At 56.8% G+C, this 24,121-nt stretch carries 24 protein-coding genes; 9 read left to right on the forward strand and 15 right to left on the reverse strand.

What is annotated here, in order from left to right; genetic code table 11:
* Position 1: 1 nt before the first annotated feature.
* From EGO56_RS13100 to mntR, 6 genes are all read right to left on the reverse strand, one after another.
* Entirely contained in the window at positions 2 to 403 is a 402-nt protein-coding gene (locus tag EGO56_RS13100; RefSeq protein WP_003850507.1) for an H-NS family histone-like protein, read from the reverse strand.
* An 867-nt stretch (positions 404 to 1,270) separates the two neighbouring features.
* A complete protein-coding gene (locus tag EGO56_RS13105; RefSeq protein WP_135909583.1) occupies positions 1,271 to 2,800 on the reverse strand; it encodes an efflux transporter outer membrane subunit in 1,530 nt (509 codons plus the stop codon).
* 1 nt (position 2,801) lies between these two features.
* Positions 2,802 to 4,370, reverse strand: coding sequence for a DHA2 family efflux MFS transporter permease subunit (locus tag EGO56_RS13110; RefSeq protein WP_013357256.1), 1,569 nt, complete (start codon positions 4,368 to 4,370; stop codon positions 2,802 to 2,804).
* On the reverse strand, positions 4,367 to 5,512 hold the full coding sequence (locus tag EGO56_RS13115; protein ID WP_135909585.1) for an HlyD family secretion protein: 1,146 nt from the start codon (positions 5,510 to 5,512) through the stop codon (positions 4,367 to 4,369). The genes EGO56_RS13110 and EGO56_RS13115 overlap by 4 nt, the downstream gene beginning before the upstream one ends.
* A 149-nt stretch (positions 5,513 to 5,661) precedes the next feature.
* Positions 5,662 to 6,771 carry an SLC13 family permease gene (locus tag EGO56_RS13120; protein ID WP_135909586.1) on the reverse strand — a complete coding sequence of 370 codons (1,110 nt, stop codon included), beginning with the start codon at positions 6,769 to 6,771 and terminating at the stop codon, positions 5,662 to 5,664.
* 20 nt (positions 6,772 to 6,791) lie between these two features.
* The gene (gene mntR / locus EGO56_RS13125; protein WP_010254350.1) at positions 6,792 to 7,250 is read right to left on the reverse strand and encodes a manganese-binding transcriptional regulator MntR; all 459 of its coding nucleotides are present in this window, start codon (positions 7,248 to 7,250) and stop codon (positions 6,792 to 6,794) included.
* A 253-nt stretch (positions 7,251 to 7,503) separates the two neighbouring features.
* On the opposite strand from mntR, the gene EGO56_RS22655 reads away from it, so the two are divergent.
* Positions 7,504 to 7,695 carry a hypothetical protein gene (locus EGO56_RS22655; protein ID WP_033782439.1) on the forward strand — a complete coding sequence of 64 codons (192 nt, stop codon included), beginning with the start codon at positions 7,504 to 7,506 and terminating at the stop codon, positions 7,693 to 7,695.
* Positions 7,696 to 7,936: 241 nt separating this feature from the next.
* On the opposite strand, the gene ompX is transcribed toward EGO56_RS22655, so the two are convergent.
* A complete protein-coding gene (ompX, locus tag EGO56_RS13135; RefSeq protein ID WP_013357252.1) occupies positions 7,937 to 8,449 on the reverse strand; it encodes an outer membrane protein OmpX in 513 nt (170 codons plus the stop codon).
* Positions 8,450 to 8,817: 368 nt separating this feature from the next.
* Between ompX and rhtA the strand changes: the two genes are divergently transcribed.
* The 5 genes from rhtA (at position 8,818) to glnQ (ending at position 13,083) form a co-directional block, all read left to right on the forward strand.
* Entirely contained in the window at positions 8,818 to 9,732 is a 915-nt protein-coding gene (rhtA, locus tag EGO56_RS13140; RefSeq protein WP_033731969.1) for a threonine/homoserine exporter RhtA, read from the forward strand.
* 325 nt (positions 9,733 to 10,057) lie between these two features.
* Positions 10,058 to 10,561 (forward strand): DNA starvation/stationary phase protection protein Dps, encoded by a 504-nt coding sequence (dps, locus tag EGO56_RS13145; protein WP_013357250.1) that lies wholly within the window; start codon positions 10,058 to 10,060, stop codon positions 10,559 to 10,561.
* Positions 10,562 to 10,879: 318 nt separating this feature from the next.
* Positions 10,880 to 11,626, forward strand: a complete 747-nt coding sequence (glnH, locus tag EGO56_RS13150) for a glutamine ABC transporter substrate-binding protein GlnH (protein WP_135910582.1) — start codon at positions 10,880 to 10,882, stop codon at positions 11,624 to 11,626.
* Between the two features lie 78 nt (positions 11,627 to 11,704).
* On the forward strand, positions 11,705 to 12,364 hold the full coding sequence (gene glnP / locus EGO56_RS13155; RefSeq protein WP_013357248.1) for a glutamine ABC transporter permease GlnP: 660 nt from the start codon (positions 11,705 to 11,707) through the stop codon (positions 12,362 to 12,364).
* A complete protein-coding gene (gene glnQ, locus EGO56_RS13160) occupies positions 12,361 to 13,083 on the forward strand; it encodes a glutamine ABC transporter ATP-binding protein GlnQ (protein WP_009091231.1) in 723 nt (240 codons plus the stop codon). The genes glnP and glnQ overlap by 4 nt, the downstream gene beginning before the upstream one ends.
* A 385-nt stretch (positions 13,084 to 13,468) precedes the next feature.
* On the opposite strand, the gene rlmF is transcribed toward glnQ, so the two are convergent.
* The gene (rlmF, locus tag EGO56_RS13170; protein WP_135909590.1) at positions 13,469 to 14,401 is read right to left on the reverse strand and encodes a 23S rRNA (adenine(1618)-N(6))-methyltransferase RlmF; all 933 of its coding nucleotides are present in this window, start codon (positions 14,399 to 14,401) and stop codon (positions 13,469 to 13,471) included.
* A 141-nt stretch (positions 14,402 to 14,542) separates the two neighbouring features.
* Between rlmF and EGO56_RS13175 the strand changes: the two genes are divergently transcribed.
* Complete coding sequence (locus tag EGO56_RS13175; RefSeq protein WP_135909592.1) at positions 14,543 to 15,175, forward strand: flavin reductase family protein; 633 nt, start codon at positions 14,543 to 14,545, stop codon at positions 15,173 to 15,175.
* A gap of 3 nt (positions 15,176 to 15,178) precedes the next feature.
* Here the strand turns inward: EGO56_RS13175 and EGO56_RS13180 are convergent, their stop codons facing one another.
* The 7 genes from EGO56_RS13180 to hutI form a co-directional block, all read right to left on the reverse strand.
* On the reverse strand, positions 15,179 to 16,696 hold the full coding sequence (locus EGO56_RS13180; RefSeq protein ID WP_135909594.1) for an HAL/PAL/TAL family ammonia-lyase: 1,518 nt from the start codon (positions 16,694 to 16,696) through the stop codon (positions 15,179 to 15,181).
* Entirely contained in the window at positions 16,693 to 17,487 is a 795-nt protein-coding gene (locus EGO56_RS13185) for an ABC transporter ATP-binding protein (RefSeq protein WP_013357244.1), read from the reverse strand. The genes EGO56_RS13180 and EGO56_RS13185 overlap by 4 nt, the downstream gene beginning before the upstream one ends.
* Positions 17,480 to 18,220 (reverse strand): ABC transporter permease, encoded by a 741-nt coding sequence (locus tag EGO56_RS13190; RefSeq protein WP_107319453.1) that lies wholly within the window; start codon positions 18,218 to 18,220, stop codon positions 17,480 to 17,482. The genes EGO56_RS13185 and EGO56_RS13190 overlap by 8 nt, the downstream gene beginning before the upstream one ends.
* Positions 18,221 to 18,228: 8 nt before the next feature.
* The gene (locus tag EGO56_RS13195; RefSeq protein WP_013357242.1) at positions 18,229 to 18,948 is read right to left on the reverse strand and encodes an ABC transporter permease; all 720 of its coding nucleotides are present in this window, start codon (positions 18,946 to 18,948) and stop codon (positions 18,229 to 18,231) included.
* 12 nt (positions 18,949 to 18,960) lie between these two features.
* Entirely contained in the window at positions 18,961 to 19,809 is an 849-nt protein-coding gene (locus EGO56_RS13200; protein WP_110331590.1) for a transporter substrate-binding domain-containing protein, read from the reverse strand.
* 307 nt (positions 19,810 to 20,116) lie between these two features.
* A complete protein-coding gene (hutG, locus tag EGO56_RS13205; RefSeq protein ID WP_135909596.1) occupies positions 20,117 to 20,908 on the reverse strand; it encodes an N-formylglutamate deformylase in 792 nt (263 codons plus the stop codon).
* Positions 20,905 to 22,122 (reverse strand): imidazolonepropionase, encoded by a 1,218-nt coding sequence (hutI, locus tag EGO56_RS13210; protein WP_135909598.1) that lies wholly within the window; start codon positions 22,120 to 22,122, stop codon positions 20,905 to 20,907. The genes hutG and hutI overlap by 4 nt, the downstream gene beginning before the upstream one ends.
* An 81-nt stretch (positions 22,123 to 22,203) precedes the next feature.
* Here hutI and EGO56_RS13215 point away from each other — a divergent pair, with 81 nt between their 5' ends.
* Positions 22,204 to 23,559: a formimidoylglutamate deiminase gene (locus EGO56_RS13215; RefSeq protein ID WP_135909600.1), complete on the forward strand. Its 1,356-nt coding sequence runs from the start codon at positions 22,204 to 22,206 to the stop codon at positions 23,557 to 23,559.
* Positions 23,556 to 24,119: a HutD/Ves family protein gene (locus tag EGO56_RS13220; RefSeq protein WP_135909602.1), complete on the forward strand. Its 564-nt coding sequence runs from the start codon at positions 23,556 to 23,558 to the stop codon at positions 24,117 to 24,119. The genes EGO56_RS13215 and EGO56_RS13220 overlap by 4 nt, the downstream gene beginning before the upstream one ends.
* Positions 24,120 to 24,121 lie beyond the last annotated feature (2 nt).

Genomic DNA, 24,121 nt, shown 5'->3' on the forward strand with positions numbered 1-24,121 from the left:
ATCAATCGATCAGGAAACTGTCCAGGCTTTTACCGGAATCCAGCGCTTTTTTAATCGCTGCCGGGGTGCGGCCCTGACCTGTCCATGATTTCTGCTCACCGTTTTCATCGGTGTAAGAATATTTAGCCGGACGCGGCGCACGCTTGGTGCGTTTTTTTCCGCTTTCCAGCGCACCTAATAATTCATTAGGATCGATGCCGTCAGCCAGCAGCATTTCGCGATATTTAGACAGCTTTTCTTCTTTTTCGCGATTCTGCGTCTCTTCCGCTTCTGCTTCTTCGCGGCGCTCAGTAACAACAACGGTTAATTTTTCCAGGATCTCTTCAAGATCGGTCAGTGGCAGTTCACGAGCCTGGGCACGTAATGTGCGAATATTGTTCAGTACTTTAAATGCGTCACTCATCACAATGTCCTTGATTAAGGGGGGTTAATAAAACTGTAGCGCCAAGATTACCTAATTCAAATAAAAAAATAAATTATTTTTACGCTACAGATAATTCTTAAGTATTAATTCAGACAAAACAGCACTATTAAAATCGGCAGTGCCTGACGTTTTATTAACGCTGAATTAACAACAAATCGTGCTCCGGTTCCATTGTTGAAAACGATTTCAGAGGCTTTATACCGAAAGCTGACCGTTTACCTTATCCACTAAAGTGGGTTTTTACAGCATCATTATTTACGGATGCGCACCTGGTGATAGCCGATTAAAAACGTGCTCCGATCGCGATCTCAGTCACACCAGCTTACAGATTATGCTTAAAAATCGCCCTCCGGGCCGTTAAATAGCCCAAAATAATTACCGTCCTGATGAATTTTTAATAATGCCCGCTGCTATCTGTTAACTTTTTTTGCCGCTGCGTTTAGCAGCAGAGTCAGATTATTCGCAGTTCCCTCAGCTGTGCAATAACAGTTCTGCCTGACGCAGGTGGAGGAATAGTTGCGCCCGGGTTACCTGCCTGCTCATGAGGCGACTTAAAAAATCCGTTCAGGAAATAAATTCAGAAAGGTGACAGAGTTCAAAAAGCTGAATCAGAATACACCAGCAACATAAAAATAACGTCGCTTCGCGGCTGCTGAAAATAACCCTGTGCTTATCACGCGTTTATTTTCTGCTGCCTGTGTCGGACAGAGCGGCGGTGAGACACCTGGTTATTCAACAGGTTAGATAATCATCAATCGCCGGGAGAGGCTGTCAGCCTCTGACGCGATGCTGACAGGAATAAAGATTAAGGGCGGTTACTGCACAGAGGCAGCGACCGCCAGAGGACTAATTTGCCTGGGTGGCCGGGCCAAATACCGGATATTGCGGCATCTCAACGTTCTGGTACGTTTCCCAGCCGCCGCCCAGCGCTTTATAGAGCGCGACTAAATCAAGCGCGCTCTGCATCCGCGCCTGTGTCGCCTGCTCCTGTGCCTGCGCCAGCTGACGCTGTGCATCCAGCACCTCAAGGAAGGTTGAAAGCCCCTGCCGGTAACTGTCGCTGGCGAGATCAAAGGCGCGCTGAAGGGCACCGGTCGTCTCATCCAGCGCAGTGACACGCTGCTGATCGGCGCGATAGCTGACCAGCGCATTCTCCACATCCTGCAACGCCGTCAGCACCGTCTGACGGTAATTCAGTGCAGCGCTGGCCTGCTGTGCCCGGGCGAGTTTGACGCTCGACACCAGTTGCCCACCCTGGAAAATCGGAATCGACAGCGACGGACCGTAACTGTAGAAATGGCTGCTCCAGTTATCCAGATAGCTGACGTCGGTATTGCGCACGCCCAGCTGACCCGTCAGTGACAGGCTCGGGAAAAGCTGCGCCACAGACACGCCAATCTCAGCGGTTTGAGCATGCAGCGTCGCTTCAGCCTGACGAATATCGGGACGACGACGTGCCAGTGTGGAGGGAATACCCACCGGGACAAACTGCGGTAGCGGTGGTAACGCTTTTGGCGTACTGAGTTCAGCATCCAGCGCACCCGGCGTTTTACCAAGCAGCACCGCCAGCCCGTTCATCGCCTGTCGTGCCTGTGACTGATACTGCGGCAGTTGCGCCTGCAGCGTGCTGAGCTGGGCTCGGGCATTTTCCACATCGGTCAGCGGTGCCAGTCCATTCTGCTGCTGACTCTGCGTAAGCTCGGTGGTCTGCTTCGCCACCTCAATCTGCTGCTGCAGCGTCTGAATGGTGCTCTGCGCGCCTCGCAGCTGCAGCCAGGCTCGCGCTACTTCGGCTTCCAGTGAGACCAGCGCATCATTGCGCTGCTCTATCGCCGCCTGCTGTTGAGCATTAGCGGCCTCAACCTGACGGCGCACTTTGCCCCACAGATCAAGTTCCCAGCTGGCATCAAAGCTGCCCTGATAGAGGTTAACCGGCTGGGTCAGGCCATTGAGCTGGCTGGCCACGTTGCTGTCGAGCTGATCGGTCGCGCCATTGGATTCCAGCAAGCCTTTAAGTCCGAGCTGCTGTCGCGTCACTTTGGCCGAACCGCTCAGACTCGGGAACAGACTCCCCTGCGCCTGTGTCAGCTGTTCACGCGCCCCGGCAATGCGCAGCACCGTCTGCTGCAGGCTCAGGTTGCCCGCAATCGCCCGCTCAATCAGGCTGTCGAGCTGCGGATCGTTGAAGCTGCGCCACCAGCGGGAATTAATCGCGGCAGTTTGTGGTTTTGACGCCTCCTGCGAATCCAGCGTGTTGTAGCTGCCCGGCACGGCGGGTTTCGGTGCCTGATAGTCAGGTCCGACGGCGCAGCCTGCCAGCCCCAGGGCCAGCAGTAAACTCAGGGGTTTCAGGCGATGAGAGAAATAAACCTTCATGTTAGTGTGCTCCTGCACTGCCTTCGCTCTTAATCGGCGACAGCAGCCAGCAAAATGGAATCAGAATCAGGGCGACAATACTCAGGCCTGAGAAGACATCGATGTAAGCGAGGATGCGCGACTGCGCAATCATCTCCTGATAAAGCTGTCCGGTTGCCAGCGTAACGGGATCACCCACCGCCGAGGTAAAATCACGTATCGCCTGCGCCCAGTGCTGAAGCGTAATGTTGAACGGCTCGTTCAGCGGCGTCATGTTATGCACCATATGCGCCGAGCGTACCTGCTCGCGTTCGGTGATGGCCGCGGTCGACAGCGAGATCCCAATCGATCCGGCCACGTTACGAAACATGGTAAACAGCGCCGAGGCGTCAGCATTGAGTCGCTGCGGAATGGTGACAAAGGCGATAGTCGTGAGCGGGACAAACAGGAAACCCAGCCCGATCGACTGCGCGCTGCGCATCAACACCAATGTTTTAAAATCGACATTGGGCGTTAAGGTGGAGGAGTAGAGAAACGCCACGGCCAGACAGCTGAAGCCAAACGCGATGATGTATCGCGTCTGTACAATCGGCATCAGTTTCAGCACCAGCGGAATCGTCAATACAATCAGCACTGCGCCAGGCGACAGCACCAGCCCTGACCAGGTGGCGGTGTAGCCCAGATCCTGCTGCGCCAGCTGTGGCAACACCACGGAGCTGCCATAAAGAATCATCGCCATCCCTGCCATCAGCAGGCCAGCCACCCAGAAGTTGCGGTCTTTCATCACCAGAATATCGACCACCGGCTTACGGGCATACATCAGCCAGTAGATGGCCCCGACGATGCCGACCAGCGCCAGCACCGCAAACAGCACGATAAAGTGTGAAGCGAACCAGTCCTCATCTTCTCCACGATCCAGCATCACCTGCAGGCAACCCAGCCCCAGCGTAATCAGACTGATACCGATGTAATCGATCTTCAGTTTGCCTTTGGCCCATTTACGCTCCCACGGTGGATCTTCCAGCAGCTGATAAATGGCCAGCACGGTCAGCACGCCGACCGGAATGTTAATAAAGAAGACCCAGCGCCAGCTGTAGTTGTCGGTGATCCAGCCACCCAATGTCGGGCCAATGACCGGCGCGACAATAATCGCGATAGAGGAGAGACCAAACGCCTTGCCGCGATCTTCCGGCTTGAAGTAGTCCAGCAGCACGGACTGCTGAACCGGCTGCAACCCGCCGCCAAAAAAGCCCTGCAGCACGCGGAACAGAATGATCTGCCAGAGTTCCGTGGCAATACCGCACAGAAACGAGCAGATGGTAAACATCACGATGCAGATCAGGAAAAACTGTTTACGGCCAAACAGCCGGCTGAAGAACGCAGAGATAGGCAGCACGATGCCGTTCGCCACCAGATAGGAGGTCAGTACCCAGGTTGACTCATCGTAACTGGAAGAGAGCGAACCGGCGATGTGCGGCAGCGCCACGTTAACGATGGTGGTGTCCAGGATCTCCATAAACACCGCCAGCGTCACCGTGATCGCCACTAACCACGGATTACTGGCGGGTTTCCAGCTCTGCGCCGTACTCATTCCACGGTTACCTTCGGTTCAACCGAGAGACCCAGCGGCAGCGGATGGTTCGGATCAAGGCCCTTATCGATAACGATTTTCACCGGCACGCGCTGAACGATTTTCACGTAGTTACCGGTGGCGTTCTCTGACGGGAAGGTCGAGAAGCGCGAACCAGAGCCCATCTGAATACTGTCGACATGCCCTTCCAGCTTCATATCCGGCCAGGCATCAACGCTGATGTCCACTTTGTCGCCCGGATTCATCCTTTGCAGCTGAGACTCTTTAAAGTTCGCCGTAACCCAGATCTCAGGTGAGACCAGCGAGAACAGAGAGGAACCGGCCTGCACCAGGGTGCCCAGCTGAACGTTACGTTTAGTGATAAACCCGTCATAAGGCGCACGAACCTGGGTATAGGAGAGATTCAGATCGGCTGTACTTAACTGCGCTTTCGCCTGCTCAACCTGTTGCTGACGCGCTTCAACATTGGTCTCCTGCTGACGAATCTGCAGAGCAACCTGTGACGCGACTTCAACCTGCGCTTTCGCGCTTTGTAACTGCGCCTGCGCCGAACGTAACTGCGCGGATGCGCTGTCGATATTACGCTGACTGGTCGCACGCGGGTCGACGCCACGCTGGCGACGATAATCCGCCTGCGCATTCAGCAGGTTCGCTTCTGCTTTCGCCTCGTCCGCCAGCGCCTGATCGCGCTGTGCCGGATACTGTACTTTTGACAGCGCCAGCTGTGCCTGCGCCTGATGCAATTGTGCGACCGCTAAGCCGAGCTGCGCATTAGCCTGTTCGCGCTGAGCACGGTTATCGCTGGGATCGATTTCCACCAGCAGATCGCCCTTCTTCACCCGCTGGTTATCTTTTACCAGCAGCTTCACGACATAGCCGGACGCTTTAGGCGCAATGGTAACGGCATCGCCTTCAGTAAAGGCGTCATCGGTGGTTTCAATATTGCGGGTAGAGAACCAGAACCAGAAGCCGACAATCAGCATCACCACCACCACCACCGCCAGAATAATCAGCGGCTTTTTACCGGGGCGTTTACGCTCAGGCTGCTGGTCGTTGTCCTGATTTTCCTCTGACTGACGGCTTTTATCCGTCGCGTTATCTGCGTCCTGCTGGTGTTGATCGCGTTGGTTATTCTCGCTCATAGTTCCCATCACTGGCTAAGGCCCTGATTCCGGGCATAAAGGTCCTGTTAACCTTATCTCGGAAATTGACAAAATCCAGTGCAACTTTACGAAACTTGAGGAATGGCGCACATCCTGCCACTTGATGGGCGTAGCAGGATGCGTCCGGGCTAATGGAGTAACTGCAACAGCAGCCAGCCGCTGGCCATTGACCAGGCCAGCAGAGGAAGGGAAAAGAGATGGAATTGCCACCAGACAGCTTTGTCTTTCGCCATGCGCAGGGCTATCAGGTTAGCAAGCGATCCCGGCAGCAGACCGAATCCGCCGATGTTGACGGCCCAGGCGAGCACATCAGTCGGCGGTACTTTTTGCAGCAGCAGAATCGTTGCCGGGACGTTGCTGATCACCTGAGACAGACCAATCGCCAGCAGATAGAGCTGTCCCTGGCCGAAATGCGCCACCGCATCAAAGTGCGCCTGCATCACCGGCAGACGCGTCAGCAGGAAGACGTCAATAAACATGGCGATAAACACCGCCAGCAGGCTCCAGTCGATACGCAGCAGCACCGGACGTGCCATCACCAGGAAAGTGGCAAGGATCAGCAGCAGTATCCAGCCAGTGATCTCCAGCTCCAGACCGGCAATAAACAGCAGGTACAACACGACGCTGACGATAAACAGCGGCTTCTGCCACTGCGGCTGCTCCGGGTTATCATGCTTATCAATCGACCGCTTTGAAAAGCTGAACCAGGTCAACACCACCAGACTCAGCAGCAGCCAGGCGGCCAGCGGCAGCATCTGCACGATAAATGCCACCACGCTCAGCTTGCCGTGGCTCCACAACAGAATGTTTTGCGGATTGCCAACCGGCGTCAGCAGCGATCCGGCATTAACCGCCAGCGCCTCAAAAATAATCAGTCGCGAGATCGGTAAACGGGAGAACTTACGCAGCGTCAGCGTCAGCGGCACCAGAATGAACAGTGCCACATCGTTGGTTAAAAACGTCGAGAGCAACGCTGCAGCCAGCACCATAAAGAGTGCCAGCGCCCGTTCATGCCGGAAACGCGCAACCAGCCGTCCCCCCAGCACGTCAAAGTAGCCGCTGGTTTCCAGCCCTTTGGTCAGAATCAACAACCCGGTGAGCGTGATGATGGTATGCCAGTCTACGGCACCAGGCAGATCGGCCCAGCGGAAATTCGCCAGAAATGCCAGAACTACACCAATCACGATTAATAAATGCAAAATAGAGTCATGCAAAAAAGATCGAAGCAGTTGAGGCATGGTGAGGGTACGCCTTAGCGTTAACGGGTTTCGGAGAACTTCTTAAATACAGCCAGCGTTTCATCACTGACGTGATGCTCAATACCTTCTGAATCGCGTCGGGCCGTTTCGGGGCTGATGCCTAACGCCAGCAGAAAACTTTCAACAATATGATGACGGGCGCGGCTCTCCTCTGCCAGCTTCTCGCCTTCACCGGTCAGGAAAACACCGCGGTAAGGCACCTGCTCAACCAGCCCGGCACTGCCAAGCCGCTTCAGCATTTTCGCCACGGTCGGTTGCGAAACGCCCAGGCGGGCCGCCATATCGACCTGACGCGCCTCGCCAAATTCACCAATCAAATCAGAGATTAACTCAACGTAGTCATCAATTAATTCCCGACGATGCGCTTCACGCACCTGCCGAAAACCTTCGACATGCTCTTCAATATCTTTCAGTGGTCCTTTTGGCGCAGAAACCACGCTTTTAGCACGACGACTCATTCAGCTTCCTCATTATTATTTCCCGTATTGGCACTGCTATACGGATTTAGCTGCGCTCATTGTAAACCAGCCGCAAAGAAGCTCAAATTTTTCGTCATTAGGCTTGGCTAAACAATATAGCCAGTGCTATATTTGTTGATAATGTAAGCAGCAAAAAGCGGGATCCCGGTTGATCCTCTGTTGCGCCGGTGTGATGACGTTTCTCACCGCAGGCTGCTGACTACCGCGTCGACAATGATTGGGAGGTGATTCTATGAGCACCCTGAAATGTTGCTTAGATTGCAGCAAATGCTTCCAGGCTGAGAAAAAAACAACCACGGAGATGAAATCCTGGCTGTGCCTGCTGACGCGTTCCCCGTTCACACTGCGTCTGATGTTGATTGAAAAGCTGCTGGGCCATAAGCCTGCCGATCGTCGCTGCCAGAATCTGATCTGGCGCGGCTAATCCTGATTCAGCGCCTTTCAGCCAGCGGCTGAGAGGCTCACTTCCCTCTTGCTTCATCCCTTTTCTTTTTTGCCCACGAAACCTGTATGCCTTACGGTATTAACAGCTACGGCTGGTTATCGGCTGTGGATAGCAGAAGCCATCGGAGATCGGTTCGGGGTGAAAGGCGAGCGGGGTAAAATCAGCACAATAAAAAACGGCCCACAAGGGGCCGTTTTTTTGCAGGTCAGCTAAGCTAAACTTAGAAGCTGTAACCTACGCCAGCAATCCAGGTGCCAACGTCAACGTTACGGATACGGCTCTGCTCGTAACCAACGTCCAGCGCAACGTCCTGAATTGGGTTAAACTGCAGACCTGCACCGTAGGAGAAGCCTACGTCGCTTGAATCAGTTTTAGCGCGTGATGCAGTATCGTTCTGCTGGAATTTACCGTAGCCGATACCCACAACACCGTAGATGCTAGCCCAGTCGTTCAGACGGAAAGCTGGACCACCGGTCACACCGTAGTACTGGCCTTTATTGTAGATGCCAGCTTCGGTACGATCTTTTTCAGTGTAGGTGAATGAACCGATCCAACCCAGTGGGTTAGAACCGTCTTCGTAGCGGTATTTCAGGTTGAAGCCGTTAGCTTTGTTAGCCACGCCCTGATAGTCGCTCTGAGCATAGCCACCAGTTACGGTGCTCTGTGCCATTGCTGAACCTGCAGATACTGCCAGTACACAGGCTAATGCTGAAAGACATGCAATTTTTTTCATAACCACCTCAAATGTGAAAATACTTCTCTCCTGACAACGCTGAAAATATAACAAAAAATAGCGAGAAACTCTGCCCGGATTTTGTTGTCTAACAGAAAGTTTGGTGTAACAGGAAGTTAATACGACATCCTATGTCATTCATTTTTCTTATAAAATCCGTCGTCTTTCTGCAATAATCATTTCGTGCTCATTTCGTGCTTTAAGTTAAATCCTAAAAAATCCTGACATTTCTTTACCTAAATGGCCCTGATTCTGGCCAAAATTTGCTCAGTTAAGTCAGGTTTAAAACGCGATTCCGTGATTCTTTGCCCGCTATTTCCTTTACACTGGCTGACTCATTACGTTTTTGACCAGGAAAAGTACACAGGATGTCTGCCTCTCCCGCTTCCAAAAATCTTGCCCCGATAGTCATGCCGATTGCCGTACTACTGATTGCGATGCTGTCGCTGCAGGGCGGCGCTTCACTGGCAAAAAGCCTGTTTCCTTCTGTAGGTGCCACCGGGATTACCGCACTGCGCCTGGGTTTTGGTACCCTGATACTCTGCGTCATTTTCAAGCCCTGGCGTTTACGCTTCAGCCGGGAGCAGCGTCTGCCCCTGCTGATGTATGGACTGGCTCTGGGCACCATGAATTTCACGTTTTATCTGGCGATTCGTACCGTGCCACTGGGCGTGGCGGTGGGACTGGAGTTTACCGGCCCACTGGCGCTGGCGCTGTTTGGATCGCGCCGGCCACTGGATTTTGTCTGGGTGTTGCTGGCGGTAATTGGCCTGTGGTTCCTGCTGCCGTTTGGTACAGACATGACCGCGATTGACCCGCTGGGCGCAGCGCTGGCAGTGGGTGCAGGTGCCTGCTGGGCGATCTATATCCTGGCGGGACAACGGGCAGGTGCAGAGCATGGCCCCGCAACCGTAGCCATCGGTTCGCTGATCGCCTCGGTCATTTTTGTGCCGCTCGGGCTGACGTTCGCCGAAAGCGGCATCTGGACATGGGCGGTTATGCCGATCGCGTTGCTGGTCGCGCTGCTTTCCAGCGCCATTCCCTATTCACTGGAGATGATCGCCCTCACCCGCTTACCGGCGCGCATTTTCGGCACGCTGATGAGTCTTGAACCCGCCATGGCCGCCTTTTCCGGCATGCTGTTTCTGGGGGAAACGCTGACCGGGCTTCAGTGGCTGGCGCTGCTGGCCATCATCATCGCCTCAGCCGGTTCAACACTGACTATGCGTCCGAAAAAGAGTCAGTTAAGCAGCGTTGAATTATCAGACGACAGGCATAAATAAGCGATTTCAGCCCGCCACGCTGGCGGGCGAAATAACAATCATGCTCATCATGATAATTATTCTTAACCGCTGCGCTTTACGGCTCATCCTATTTTGAAACAGTCACTTACCTGTAATTTACAACTGATGATAACGTTATGATTTAAATGGCTATTTAATAACAGTTATATTTTAACATAGCTTTAACCTTACTCGCCCAGCCCGGCCTTTAATAAAGACGCACGCTATTTCATCCATCGTCAAAGTCATTTCTGCAAAGCTGAAAAGCGCTGCTATACTTATCCGGTACTTGATTAGGACAACCATCAAAGAGAGGACTGAAACGATGAGTACCGCTAAATTGGTTAAAACGAAATCTTCTGACCTGATTTATACCCGCAACGACGTGGCCGAAGATGAGAAGAAAGCCACCATCGCGGTGTTGAACCGTCTGGTAGTCGAGTTTATTGACCTGTCATTGATCACCAAGCAGGCGCACTGGAACATGCGCGGTGCTAATTTCATCGGCGTGCACGAGATGCTGGATGGCTTCCGCACCACGATTACTGACCATCAGGACACCATTGCCGAGCGTGTGGTTCAGCTGGGTGGCGTGGCGCTGGGCACCACGCAGGTTGTGAATGACAAGACTCCGCTTAAAAGCTATCCGCTGAATATCCACAGTGTGCAGGATCATCTGAAAGCGCTGGCAGACCGTTACAGTGTTGTGGCGAACGATACCCGTAAAGCGATTTCAGAAGTGAAAGACGAAGATACTGCTGACATCTTTACTGCGGCATCACGCGATCTGGACAAATTCCTGTGGTTCATCGAAGCCAACATTGAATAACACGTATTGCACTCAATCAGGCGGGGAAACCCGCCTTTTTTACGTCTGTGTTACCGCAATTTTATGACCCTGTTAACAGTTCTTCCCTCCCCCGCTTCACAGCCTTAACATCTGAGGCACACTACCGCTTGCACCAAAACAGTTATCTGCACCAAAGTTGAGCACCAATAAGGTGCAATGGCAGAATTAACTGCAAAATCGTGTCAGCTGTGTTATTTAACTCTCTGATTTCGCGAATTTTGCAAAGTTGGCATAATTCTTTCATATGACAAGCCGCAAACGCAGGCCCTGCCGCCTGGTAGTAAAAAAGGAAAAATGATGAAGTCACTGTTAAAAGTTTCTGTGGGCGCGCTGGCGCTGGCCTTCTCCCTCTCTTCCACCGCAGCAGAAAAGAAGCTGGTCGTCGCTACCGATACCGCCTTTGTTCCGTTTGAATTCAAACAGGGTGACAAATATGTCGGTTTTGATGTGGATCTGTGGGATGCCATTGCGAAAGAGCTGAAGCTCGATTACACCCTGAAGCCAATGGACTTCAGCGGCATTATCCCTGCACTGCAAACGCGCAATGTCGATCTGGCACTGGCGGGTATCACCATTACCGAAGAACGTAAAAAAGCGATCGAGTTCTCTGATGGCTATTACAAAAGCGGTCTGCAGGTGATGGTGCGTAACAATGAAAACAACATCAAAGGCATCAGCGATCTGAACGGTAAAGTCGTCGCAGTGAAAAGCGGCACCGGCTCTGTGGAATACGCCAAAGCCAACATCAAATCGAAAGATTTGCGTCAGTTCCCGAACATCGACAGCGCCTACATGGAGCTGGGCACCAACCGTGCAGACGCGGTGCTGCATGACACGCCAAACATCCTGTACTTCATCCACACCGCGGGTAAAGGCCGCTTTAAAGCGGTAGGCGATTCGATTGAAGCGCAGCAGTATGGCATCGCCTTCCCGAAAGGCAGCGACGATTTACGTGAGAAGGTAAACGGCGCACTGAAAACCCTGAAAGAGAACGGCACCTACAACACGCTTTATAAAAAATGGTTCGGCACCGAACCTAAATAATAATTTGCCCGTTATCTGATTTCAGCAGGGAAACTTTTTCCCTGCTTTTTTCCATCGCAACATATCTGGAGTGACACCATGGAGTTTGACTGGAGCGTCATCTGGCCCGCCATGCCAGCGCTGCTCGAAGGCGCCAAACTGACCTTAATTATCTCAATCATTGGCCTGGTTGGCGGCCTGTTTATCGGGCTGGTGGCAGGTTTTGCCCGCGCTTACGGTGGCTGGATCACCAATAACATCGCACTGGTGTTTATCGAGATTATCCGCGGCACACCTATTGTAGTGCAGGTGATGTTTATTTACTTTGCGCTGCCGATGGCATTCCCTGACCTGCGTATTGATCCTTTCACCGCCGCCGTGGTGACCATCATGATTAACTCCGGCGCGTATATTGCCGAGATCACCCGTGGTGCCGTGCTGTCGATCAACAAGGGATTCCGTGAAGCCGGACTGGCGCTTGGCCTGTCGAGCCGCGAGACGCTGCGCTACGTGATTATGCCGCTGGCACTGCGTCGTATGCTGCCGCCGCTGGGCAACCAGTGGATTGTCAGCATCAAAGATACCTCACTGTTTATCGTTATCGGCGTGGCTGAACTGACACGTCAGGGTCAGGAGATTATTGCCGGTAACTTCCGCGCTCTGGAGATCTGGAGCGCCGTCGCGATCATCTATCTGGTGATTACGCTGGTGTTGAGCTTTGTGCTGCGCCGCATTGAGAAAAGGGTGAAAATCCTGTGATTGAATTTAAAGATGTCTCCAAGCATTTTGGCCAGACCCAGGTGCTGCACAATATCGATCTGAAGATTAACCAGGGCGAAGTGGTGGTGATTATCGGCCCATCCGGTTCCGGTAAGTCGACGCTGCTGCGCTGCATTAACAAGCTGGAAGAGATCACCAGCGGCGAGCTGATTGTTGATGGCCTGCGCGTTAACGACCCGAAAGTCGACGACCGCCTGATCCGTCAGGAAGCGGGTATGGTGTTTCAGCAGTTTCATCTGTTCCCACAGATGAGTGCGCTGGACAACGTCGCTTTCGGTCCTATCCGGGTGCGCGGTGCCAGCAAAGAGTCAGCACGCCAGCTGGCACGAGAGCTGCTGGGCAAAGTAGGTCTGGCAGAGCGTGCGCATCACTTCCCGTCCGAGTTGTCCGGCGGCCAGCAGCAGCGTGTGGCGATTGCCCGTGCGCTGGCGGTGAAGCCGAAGATGATGCTATTTGATGAGCCAACCTCTGCGCTGGACCCGGAGTTACGTCACGAGGTACTGAAAGTGATGCAGGATCTGGCGGAAGAAGGCATGACGATGGTGATTGTGACGCACGAAGTGGGCTTCGCGCAGAAGGTCGCCTCGCGTCTGATCTTTATCGACAAAGGCCGGATTGCGGAAGATGGCGATCCCGATAGCCTGATCAGCAATCCCCCCAGCGAACGTCTGCGCGAATTCCTGCAGCACGTATCCTGATCAAAACGGGCCGCTTAGCGGCCCGTTTTGATTGTTGGCAAAGTCTGCCCTGCCCAGCTGTGAGACCGACCCTGCGAAGGGAACACGGGCAGATCGGAAAGTCGCTTAAACCATCCCTGGTCGCTCGGCCCGCGCGATTACGCACCTCATCCCTGAGGTGCGCCCGTTGCCGGACCAACGCGTTGCGTTGTTCAAAAACGCTCCCGGCGTTTTTGTCCATGGCGCGGGACGCTTTCCTCCTCTGCCCGTGTTTCCTGCGCTATTAGCTAATGTGTTGCTGCCAGAGCAACCCTGATTGGGTTTGTCAGCAGTCTGAAACGGCCGCATCGCAGCCCGTCCTTTTTTCTCAGCAGATAGATTCCTGTTACCTGCGTAATGAGATGCCTCAGTTCCCCAGGCGACTCAGCAGCTTGCTGCGCTGTGCGGCAGGCATAAAACTCCACGCCAGGAAGCGGCTCTGCTTCTGACCCTGTGCCATATTCACCACCCGCACCTCTTCGACGTCGAGCGCCTGCAGCTGTTTTTCCAGCGCCGGTAAATTCTCTTTGCGAGACACCAGCGAGGTAAACCAGCCAATCTGGCGACCAAACGCCACGCTCTCGGCGATCATCTTGCCGATAAACGCCTTTTCGCCACCGGGATACCACAGCTCATTGTGCTGCCCGCCAAAGTTAAGTGGCGCACTCTTATCCAGCCCGAGATTGCGCACTTTACGCTGCGATCCCGAGGACGCCTCTTCCGCCGACGCGTGGAACGGCGGGTTACACATCACCGCGCTGAAAAATTCATTTTTACTGACCACGCCCGCCAGCACCGCATCGCTGTTTTTCTGACGACGCAGACGGATCTGACGCGTCAGGCGCGGATTGGCTGCGACAATGCGGTTAGCGGCTTTGATGGCGGCTTCATCTATCTCGGTGCCGGTAAAGCGCCAGCCATATTCCGCCGCACCAATCAGCGGATAGATGCAGTTTGCGCCGCAGCCGATATCCAGCACGTCCGCTGCCGGGATCGCGCCGTTGTTGTCCAGCGCCAGCAGATCGGCCAGGTAGTGAAGATAATCGGCGCGTCCTGGCACAGGCGGGCAGAGTGAGCCGGGGGCAAGCTGCCAGTCGATGTCATAAAACAGTTTGATGAGCGCCTGGTTCAGCAGCATCACCGCCTCCGGGTCCGCGAAATCCACGGACTGCACGCCATAACCGTTAGGCCGGACTTTCGCCGCCAGCGGCGGATGGGCAGCGGTTAGCGCGGCAAAATCGTATTCGCCCTGATGGCGATTGCGGGCGTGGAAGGGCGACGTGCTGGCTGACTTTTTCATACGTTCTCTCAATTATTCAGGCGCGCGTACAATACGCTGTAGGCGGCGGAAAATAAACCCGCACCATCCGCTTACCTCTTTCCGATTCCGTCGGGTGATGCTGTCGGGCTAAGATAAATAAAATCATCTGCTGGAGACGTTATGACCCGGAAACGCTATTCCTATCAACCCCGTGCTGGTCACGGACTGCCGCACGATCCGCTGAACGCCATCATCGGGCCGCGCCCGATTGGCTGGATTAGCTCTGTCAGCGCCAGCAGTCAGCACAATCTGGCCCCTTACAGCTTCTTTAACTGCTTCAACTATCATCCGCCGATTATCGGTTTCGCCAGCAGCGGCTGGAAAGACAGCGTGCGGAATATTGCAGAGACCAAAGAGTTTGTCTGGAACCTGGCGACCCGTCCGCTGGCCGAAGCGATGAATGAAAGTTCTGCCTCGCTGCCTGCCGATCAGGATGAGTTCGCCTTTGCCGGGCTAACGCCGCTGGCCGCTTCACAGGTCAGCGCCAGCCTGGTGGCGGAAAGCCCGGTCAACTTCGAGTGCCGCCTGACGCAGCTGATTCAGCTGCAGGATGCCAGCGCTAACCTGCTCGACAGCTGGCTGGTGATGGGTGAAGCGGTGGCGATTCACATCGATGAATCGCTGCTTGAAGAGGGCATTTATCAGACCGCGAAAGCCGAGCCGATTCTGCGCGCGGGCGGACCCAGTGCCTATTACGGGATCAGTGAAGCGCAGCGCTTTGATTTAGTCCGTCCGGACGCCCGCCGCAAATAATCCTCACTCCATAAGCGCATCGGCCCGGTGCGCTTTTATCTGCGCCACCGCGCGGGCAATGTCGGGAGCGAGCCAGCGATCCTGCTGCCAGCGATCAACCACCTGCCGCAACAGCTGCCAGGCGCGCCGCGTGCCCACTGCCAGCTGTGATTCACCGTGAAACTCCAGCGCCTGCGCCGCCAGCAGATACTCAATCGCGATAATGTGATCGACATTGCTGACCAGCTTCAGCAGTTTCAGCGCCGACCCGGTGCCGAGGCTCAGATGATCCTCCTGTAATCCCGACGTCACATAGTTGTCGAGCACCGCAGGCTGCGCCAGCTGACGGTTTTCCGCGCAAAGCGAGGCCGCCACATATTGCGCAATCATCATGCCGGAATTGACGCCAGGCTCCGCCACCAGAAACGGCGGCAGGCCGCTGACCAGCGGATTGACCAGCCGATCCAGCCGTCGCTCGGCAATACTGCCCAGCTCCGCCAGCGCAATCGCCAGCAGGTCGCAGGCCATCGCCACCGACTCACCGTGCGGATGTGACTGCGACACCACGCGCCAGGCCTGTGGCGTGCCCAGAATCAGCGGGTTGTCGGTACAGGCGTTGAGTTCGGTCTCCACCTGACGGGCGGCATGGTCGAACTGATCGCGGCAGGCACCGTGCACCTGCGGCATTGACCGCAGGCTCAGCGCATCCTGAGTCCGGATGCCGACGCTCGCGTTCAGCAGCGGACTGTCACGTAACAACTGGCGCAGACGTTCGCCGCTGCGCTGAATCCCCGGACTGGCCTTGAGCGCCAGCACCTCCGGATCAAATGCGACAAGCTGGCCTCGCAGCGCTTCAAAGCTCATTGCGCCCGTCACATCCGCCCAGTCCAGCAGACGTTCGGCATCGTCCAGCGCCAGACAGGCTAAGCCGGTCATGCAGGGCGTGCCGTTAACCAGGCTCAGCCCCTCTTTTGCGCCAGGCCGGTAAGGGGCTAACCCCGCCTGTTCCAGCGCCTGCTGCGCGGGGATGATTTCGCCACGCCACTCCACCTCGCCAATACCAATCAGCGCCAGGCCGATATGCGCCATGTGGGTCAGATAGCCCACCGATCCCTGCGACGGCACCTGTGGCGTAATCTGCAGATTCAGCAGCGCCAGCAACTGCTGCACCAGCGCCACTGAGACACCCGATTTGCCGTGGCTGTAGTTAGCAATCGCGGCGCACAGAATGGCGCGCACCTCCGCTTTTTTCAGCACCGGTCCGACGCCGCAGGCATGGCTCATCAGAGTATTGCGCGACAGCTGGCCCAGCTCATCTTCAGACAGCGTGATGTTACAGAGCGCTCCCAGCCCGGTATTGATACCGTACGCCACCTGCCCCGCCGCCACGATGTTGCCGACGATTTCACGGCTCTGGGCGATGCGCTGCCAGGCGCTGTCGCTCAGCATCAGGGTGGCACCGTGCCGGGCAACCTGCACCAGTTCCTGCCATTTGAGCGGACCCTCGCCCCAGACCCGCGTCTGCTTCGTCACGTCACTCATACCACCGGCTCCACCTGATGATGACTGGAGATAAACTGCTTAAAGCGCGTCGATCCCGCCTCGCCGAACATCGCCTCTGGCGTGCCCTGACAATCAATGGTGCCCTGATGCATAAATACCACCCGGTTTGAGACGTTGCGGGCAAAGCCCATCTCGTGAGTGACCACCAGCATGGTGCGCCCCTCTTCCGCCAGGCTGCGCATGACCTTCAGCACCTCGCCCACCAGTTCCGGGTCGAGTGCTGACGTCGGCTCATCAAACAGCATCACCTCCGGGTCCATTGCCAGCGCACGGGCGATTGCCACCCGCTGCTGCTGACCTCCCGAAAGCTGGGCAGGATAGAAGTCTTTGCGGTTCAGCAGACCAACCCGATCCAGCAGCTGTTCTGCCTGGGCGATGCAGGCTTTTTTATCGCGCTTCAGCACGTAGTGCGGCCCTTCAATGACATTCTGCAGCACGGTGAGATGTGACCAGAGGTTAAAGCTCTGAAACACCATCCCAAGTCGGGAACGCAGCCGTTCAATCTGACGCGGATTGGCCGCCAGCTGATGCCCGCGTGCATGGCGCTTCATCTCAATAGTTTCACCGCCGACGCTGACCACGCCGGAATCGGGCGTCTCCAGCAGGTTAATGCAGCGCAGCAGCGTACTTTTTCCCGAGCCGCTAGCACCAAGAATGGAGATGACATCGCCCTTGTGCGCCTGCAGCGAGATGCCTTTCAGCACCTCCATGGCACCAAAAGATTTATGGATATCGCTGGCCGACAGCGTGACGGGTTGCAGTTCAGACATTTTTCTCTCCTCCGGTAATCGGCTTAGCGGTCAGTAACGGCTTTTTTTCCGGTTTATGTACCGGCGTCAGACGCCGCTCCAGCAGGGCATAGAGTTGAACAATAATGAAGTTGAGGATCAGGTAGATCGCCGCCGCACAGAGAAACACTTCCATGGTGCGGTAGGTGCGCTGAATGATCTGCTGCGCTACCCCGGTGACATCCCAGACCGTCACCAGGCTGGCCAGCGCGGTCGATTTCACCAGCAGGATCGCTTCGGTAGAGTACGCGGGCAGCGCGTAACGCAGCATCACCGGCGCGATAATCCGTCGCAGCAGCAGCCCGCGCGACATACCGCAGGCCATTCCCGCTTCCACCTGACCGGGCGGCACCGCCAGCAGCGCGCCACGCAGAATCTCCGCGGTGTAGGCAGCGGTACAGAGCGACAGTGCCAGCACTGCGCAGGTAAAAGGCTCTCGCAGGAACGGCCAGAAGACGCTGTGACGGATTACGCCAAACTGCCCCAGACCGTAGTAGATCAGGAACAGCTGAATCATCAGCGGCGAGCCGCGAAATACCAGAATGTAACCACGGGCAAATGCACTCAGCACCCGCCAGCGGCTCATGCGCAGTGCCAGAATACCCACTGCCAGCACGCCTCCGCAGAGAAACGCGCTGATAAACAGGCCCAGCGTGACCGGCAGTGCAGCGCTGAGTTTAAGGAAGGTGTCAGTGAGGAACGCAAAATCGATCATAAGTCTCCTTAATGCTGCGCAGCGGTGCGGCTTTGCCAGGCGCGGCCAAGACGGGATTCGGCGCGCAGAAAGGCGCGGTTCGACAGCAGCGTCAGCAGCAGGTAACAGGCTCCGCCCACCAGGTAAAAGGAGAAGTAGTCACGGGTCGAACCGGCCGCAATCTGGCTGGCCCGCATCAGCTCGACAATGCCGGTCACCGACACCAGCGCCGAATCTTTCAGGCTCATCTGCCAGACGTTTGACAGGCCGGGCAGCGCATAGCGCGCCACCTGCGGCAGCAGAATGCGTTGCCGGATGCGCCAGCGCGGCATGCCAATCGCGACAGCGGCTTCAATCTCCCCTTTCGCCAGTGCCAGTCGTGCGGCGCGGTAGACTTCCGCCTGGTAAGAGCCGGAGATAAGCCCGATAGCCAGCGCCCCGATCAGAAATGGCGGCGCTTCGATAAAGCCGTCCGCGCCAAACAGCTGTCCGATCTGCGTGATCAACCCCGATCCGCCGAAGTAGAACAGGTAGATCACCAGCAGCTCAGGAATGCCACGGAAGATCACCGAGTAACCTTCCCCCAGCCAGCGCACCGCCCGGTGCGGCGATAACTTCGCGGCAGCAACGCCCGACCCCACCACCGCGCCAACCAGCAGCGCGGCAAACGACAGCAGCAGCGTGGTCAGCGTGGCACTCAGAATCAACCGTCCCCAGCCGTCCGGGCCAAAACTCAGCAGGCTTATCATCCGTTACCTCTCTCAGGGTGTGACGTCAGTTTTGAACCACTTCTCGCTCAGCTTTTTCACTGTGCCGTCGGCCAGCGCGGCTTTGATCGCCTGATCCAGCCGGCCTTTCAGATCGTTGTCTGCCATTCGCACGCCCAACGCCTCGCCCTCACCCCAGATCGGACCGCCCAGCTGCGGACCGCTGAAACTGAGGTTACGGTTATCCGGTCGCGCCAGCATCGACTGTGCAAAGGTCACATCATCAAACACCGCATCAATGCGTCCGGCCTGCAAATCGAGGATCGCATCGGCTGAGCTGGTGTATTCGCGCACATCCGCCACATCTTTGAAGTATTTGTCGATAAACGGCGTGTAGACCGTGCCGGAGGCGATACCGATGGTTTTGCCCTTCAGCGCGGCTTTCAGGGGTGCAATGGCAGGCGCTATGGTTTTTTCATCGTCGGTAAGTTTGACGATCTTACTGTCGGCGGGCAGCAGTGACCCTTTCACGGTGATAAAGGTGGCGGGCGTGGAGGCGTAAGGCACGGTGAAATTCACCACTTTTTTGCGATCGGGTGTAATCACAATCGCATCCATGATCACGTCATATTTCCCGGCATTCAGTCCGGCGATCATGCCATCCCAGTTCTGCACCACCAGCTTGCACTGAATCGCCATGCGCTGGCAGAGATCCGCCATCAACTCCGGTTCGAAACCGCCCAGCTTGCCGCCCGGCAGGGTGAGGTTCCAGGGTTCATAACTGCCTTCAGTGGCAATGGTGATCGACTTCCACTCTTTAGCCTGGGCGCTGACGCCACAGAGCAGCAGACTGGAAACCAGCGTAGTGAGACATAAACGACGAAGGGTCAGAGGGTGCGTCATACGGTTCTCCTGAAAGTAGCGGCCTGGTGATCGCCCTGCAAGATTTAACATAAATTTCACAGGATGATATGTCATGTATATACAAGTTAACGCAGTGCAGTTCATTGCCGGCTTTATCATTTTGTGAGCCAGACGGGATTTATTCAGATTGAGCACGCGCTGCAGCACTTGTACATACAACCAAGCAAAGGTTATGCCAGCTCTGCAAAAGCGACGAATGGAGGCGGAAACAAGGGAGCAGCCAGACAGGCTGCTCTCACCTGCACCCGATTAGCGCAGCGCTGCACCAGGGCGGCGCATCGCAGATTTATTGCGGTCTGGCCTGCGCCAGCATGGCGTGAATCATCGCCTTTAACACTTTTTGTAACCCTGCGGCACGCGCCTGCTGCCAGGCATAAGGCGGGGTTTCATCCATGTAGTTCAGCTGCGCCAGCTCCAGCTGAACAGCCTCAATCTGCTGCTGTGGCTGGCCATAGGCGCGGGTGATGTAACCGCCTTTAAAGCGGCCGTTGAGCACCCAGCTGTAGTCGGTCTGGGCCGCACACACCGCCTCAATCGCCGCGCTCATGGCAGGCGTGCAGCTCGCGCCGTCGTTAGTGCCAATGTTGATATCGGGCAGCCGCCCCTCAAACAGGCGAGGGATTTCACTGGCGATGGAATGCGCGTCAAACAGCAGCGCATAGCCGTGCTGCGCTTTAAGCCGCGCCAGCTCCTGCTGAATCTGCTGATGGTAAGGTTGCCAGATCTGATCGATGTAGCCCTGACGCGCCGTGGCATCCGGCGTTTTGCCTGGTGCAAAGGTCGGCGTGCCGTCGAACAGGGTTTCCGGGAACAGGCCGGTGGTGGCGGTGGTGTAGAGCGGCTGATTATCGGGCGGACGATTAAGATCGACTACAAAACGGGAATAGCGGCCGATTAACACACTGGCCCCGAGGTCACGCACAAAATCATACAGCAGCGGGATATGCCAGTCGGTGTCAGGCAGGCCACGCGCGGCCTCGCTCAATCCGGCGTCCACCTCAGGCGTCAGTTCAGTACCGGCGTGGGGAATGCTGACCAGCAGCGGCAGGCTGCCCTGGGAAAAATAGAAAGGGTTCATTGCGGTTCTCCACGATAGATAACGGTACAGGGCAGTTCACCACCCAGCCAGTAAACCAGTTCTGCCGGACGTGCCAGCGGCCAGTGGACGAAGTTTGCCACTTTACCCGCCTCCAGCGAGCCGTGACTCTCCGCCAGCCCCAGCGCTTTTGCCCCCCACAGGGTGACGCCCGCCAGCGCCTCTTCCGGCGTCATGCCAAACAGCGTACAGCCCATATTGAGCATCAGTCGCAGCGACAGCGCAGGCGAGGTGCCGGGATTGGCATCGCTGGCCAGCGCCATCGGCACGCCGTGGCGGCGGAAGAGATCCACCGGCGGACGCTGGGTTTCGCGCAGCAGATAAAACGCACCGGGCAGCAGCACCGCCACGGTGCCATGCTGCGCCATCGCCCTGGCATCCTCTTCGGTGGCATATTCAAGATGATCAGCTGAAAGCGCACCATAGCGGGCCGCCAGTGCAGCACCGCCCAGCGCGGAAAGCTGTTCTGCATGCAGTTTCACCGGCATACCCAGCGCGACGGCCCGGTCAAACACCCGTGTCACCTGCTCCGGGGAAAAGGCGAGATGCTCGCAGAAGGCATCCACCGCATCCGCCAGCCCCAGCGCCTGCACCTGCGGCAGCAGACGGTCGCAGATGATACCGACCCAGCCATCCGGGTCGTGCTTAAACTCCGGCGGAAAGGCGTGCGCCGCCAGGCAGGTGGCGTGGACATCTGCGGCCACGCTCTCTCCCAGCTGACGAATCGCCCGTAGCATCCGCAGTTCGCTCTCTTCATCCAGACCATAGCCGGACTTAATCTCCACGGTGGTCACACCCTCAGCCAGCAGGCGGTCGAGTCGCCAGCGGGCCGAGGCCACCAGCTCCTCTTCAGTCGCCGCGCGGGTGGCGCGCACGGTGGAGAGAATGCCTCCGCCCTGCGCGGCAATCTCTGCGTAGCTGACGCCATTCAGACGCTGTTCAAACTCCTGGCTGCGGTCGCCGCCAAACACCAGGTGAGTATGACAATCCACCAGCCCCGGCGTCACGATACCGCCTGGCAGACGATGATGCCGATCGGCGACGAAGGCGGGCATCTCCGCTTCAGGCCCGACCCACACCAGCCTGCCCGCCCGCACCACCAGTGCGCCCTGTGGGATCAGATGGTACTTTCCGTCACGCATGGTGACCAGGTCGGCCCCCGTCCACACCGCCTCTACGCGCATCTCTTCTGTCATCGCTGCCTCATGCCTCCGCCGTTTACACTGTGCCTCAAAGTATGTATATGTATATACAACCACATCCGATGAGGATCAACCATGGCGACTTTTTTTGCCCCGCGCGCACTGCTGGCGGAGGGCTGGCAGCAGCAGGTACGTATTACGGTCAATCAGGCCGGTTTTATCGACTCCATTTCTCCGGACAGCCACGCCGATCAGGCTATCCGCCTCAACGGCGAGGTGATCCCGGCCATCGCCAACCTGCACTCGCACGCCTTCCAGCGGGCGATGGCGGGTCTGGCGGAAGTGGCGGGCGATCCACAGGACAGCTTCTGGACCTGGCGGGACCTGATGTACCGCATGGTGCAGCGCCTGACGCCAGAGCAGGTGGGTGATATTGCCGCCCTGCTCTACATTGAAATGCTGAAAGGCGGCTACACCCAGGTAGCAGAGTTTCACTATCTCCATCACGATCCCAGCGGTACGCCCTACAGCGATGACGCGATGCTGCAACAGCTGATTGAAGCGGCGGAGATTGCCGGTATCGGCCAGACAATGTTGCCGGTGCTCTACAGCTACAGCGGTTTTGGCAGCCAGCCTGCGGCGGCGGGTCAGAAGCGTTTTATCCAGCAGACTGACCACTACCTGCAACAGCAGGCGCGGCTGGATGCGTGGCAGCGGCAGCGGCCCCTGCTGAACCGTGGCCTCTGTTTCCATTCGCTGCGGGCAGTAAGCGAAAGCCAGATGAATGAGGTGCTGGCGGCCAGCGATCCGGCACTGCCGGTGCATATTCATGTGGCTGAACAGCAGAAAGAGGTCAATGACTCGCTGGCGTGGAGCGGCGAGCGTCCGGTAGCCTGGCTGCTGAACCGCTTTGCGGTGGATGCGCGCTGGTGCCTGATCCACGCCACCCATCTGGATGAAGATGAACTGTCACGCCTCGCCCGCAGCGGCGCGGTAGCGGGTCTCTGTCCGACCACCGAAGCCAACCTCGGCGACGGCATTTTTCCGGCGGTGGAGTATATCGCGCAGGGCGGACGCTGGGGCATCGGCTCCGACAGTCACGTCTCGCTGAGCGCCCAGGAAGAGTTGCGCTGGCTGGAGTATGCGCAGCGGCTGCGCGACCAGCGTCGCAACCGGATTACCCTGCCCGGCCAGCCCTCGGTGGGCGATTTGCTGTGGCAGCAGGCCGCGGCGGGCGGTGCCCAGGCGTGCGGCATTCAGCAGGGCGCGCTGGCGGTGGGACAACGTGCCGACTGGCTGGTGCTGCGCGATGAGGCATGGCTCGGCAGCGTTGAGTCCCACGCCGTGCTGAACCGCTGGCTGTTTGCCGGACAGCGCGATCAGATTCGGGACGTTTATGTGGCGGGTAAGGCCGTGGTTGAAGATGGGGTGCATCCGCAGCAGGCGGCGTGTGCTGCACGCTTTGCTCAGGCGATGGCGGCGCTGCGATGATCGCCCGGTTCACGTACGACGATCTGGCGGTCAGCCGCTGGCGCAACGGCGGCGGCGAAACCCGCGAAATCATCAGCTTCCCGCCCGGCGCTGAGCATTTCGGCTGGCGCGCCAGCATTGCAACCCTGGCGCAGGATGGTCCCTTTTCCGCCTTTCCGGACATCGATCGGGTGATTACCCTGCTGCATGGCGATCCGGTGTTGTTAACCGCGCCCGGCGTGCAGCACCTTTTAACCCCGCAAAAGCCGTGGGCGTTTGCCGGAGAACTTGCCTTAACGGCGCAGCTGCAGGGTAGCGTCAGCGAAGATTTTAATATCATGACCCGGCGCGGTGAATGGCAGGCCATAGTTGAGGTAGTTACCGCGCCGGTCAGTAGTCTGCACGGCCTCGCCTGGGTGCTGGCGGGGGCGTGGCAGACCGCTGACGGGGAAAGGCTGACCGCGCAACAGGGCGCGTGGTGGGTCGATGAAGAAACACAACTCAGCCCGTGCGAGCCGGATGCCCGGCTGCTGTTTACCCGGCTTAGAGCCTATCCCGGTAGGCGTAATTGTTGCAGGTAGTC

Origin of the sequence: Pantoea vagans (assembly GCF_004792415.1) — a bacterium.
In the GTDB taxonomy this organism is placed as follows: domain Bacteria; phylum Pseudomonadota; class Gammaproteobacteria; order Enterobacterales; family Enterobacteriaceae; genus Pantoea; species Pantoea vagans.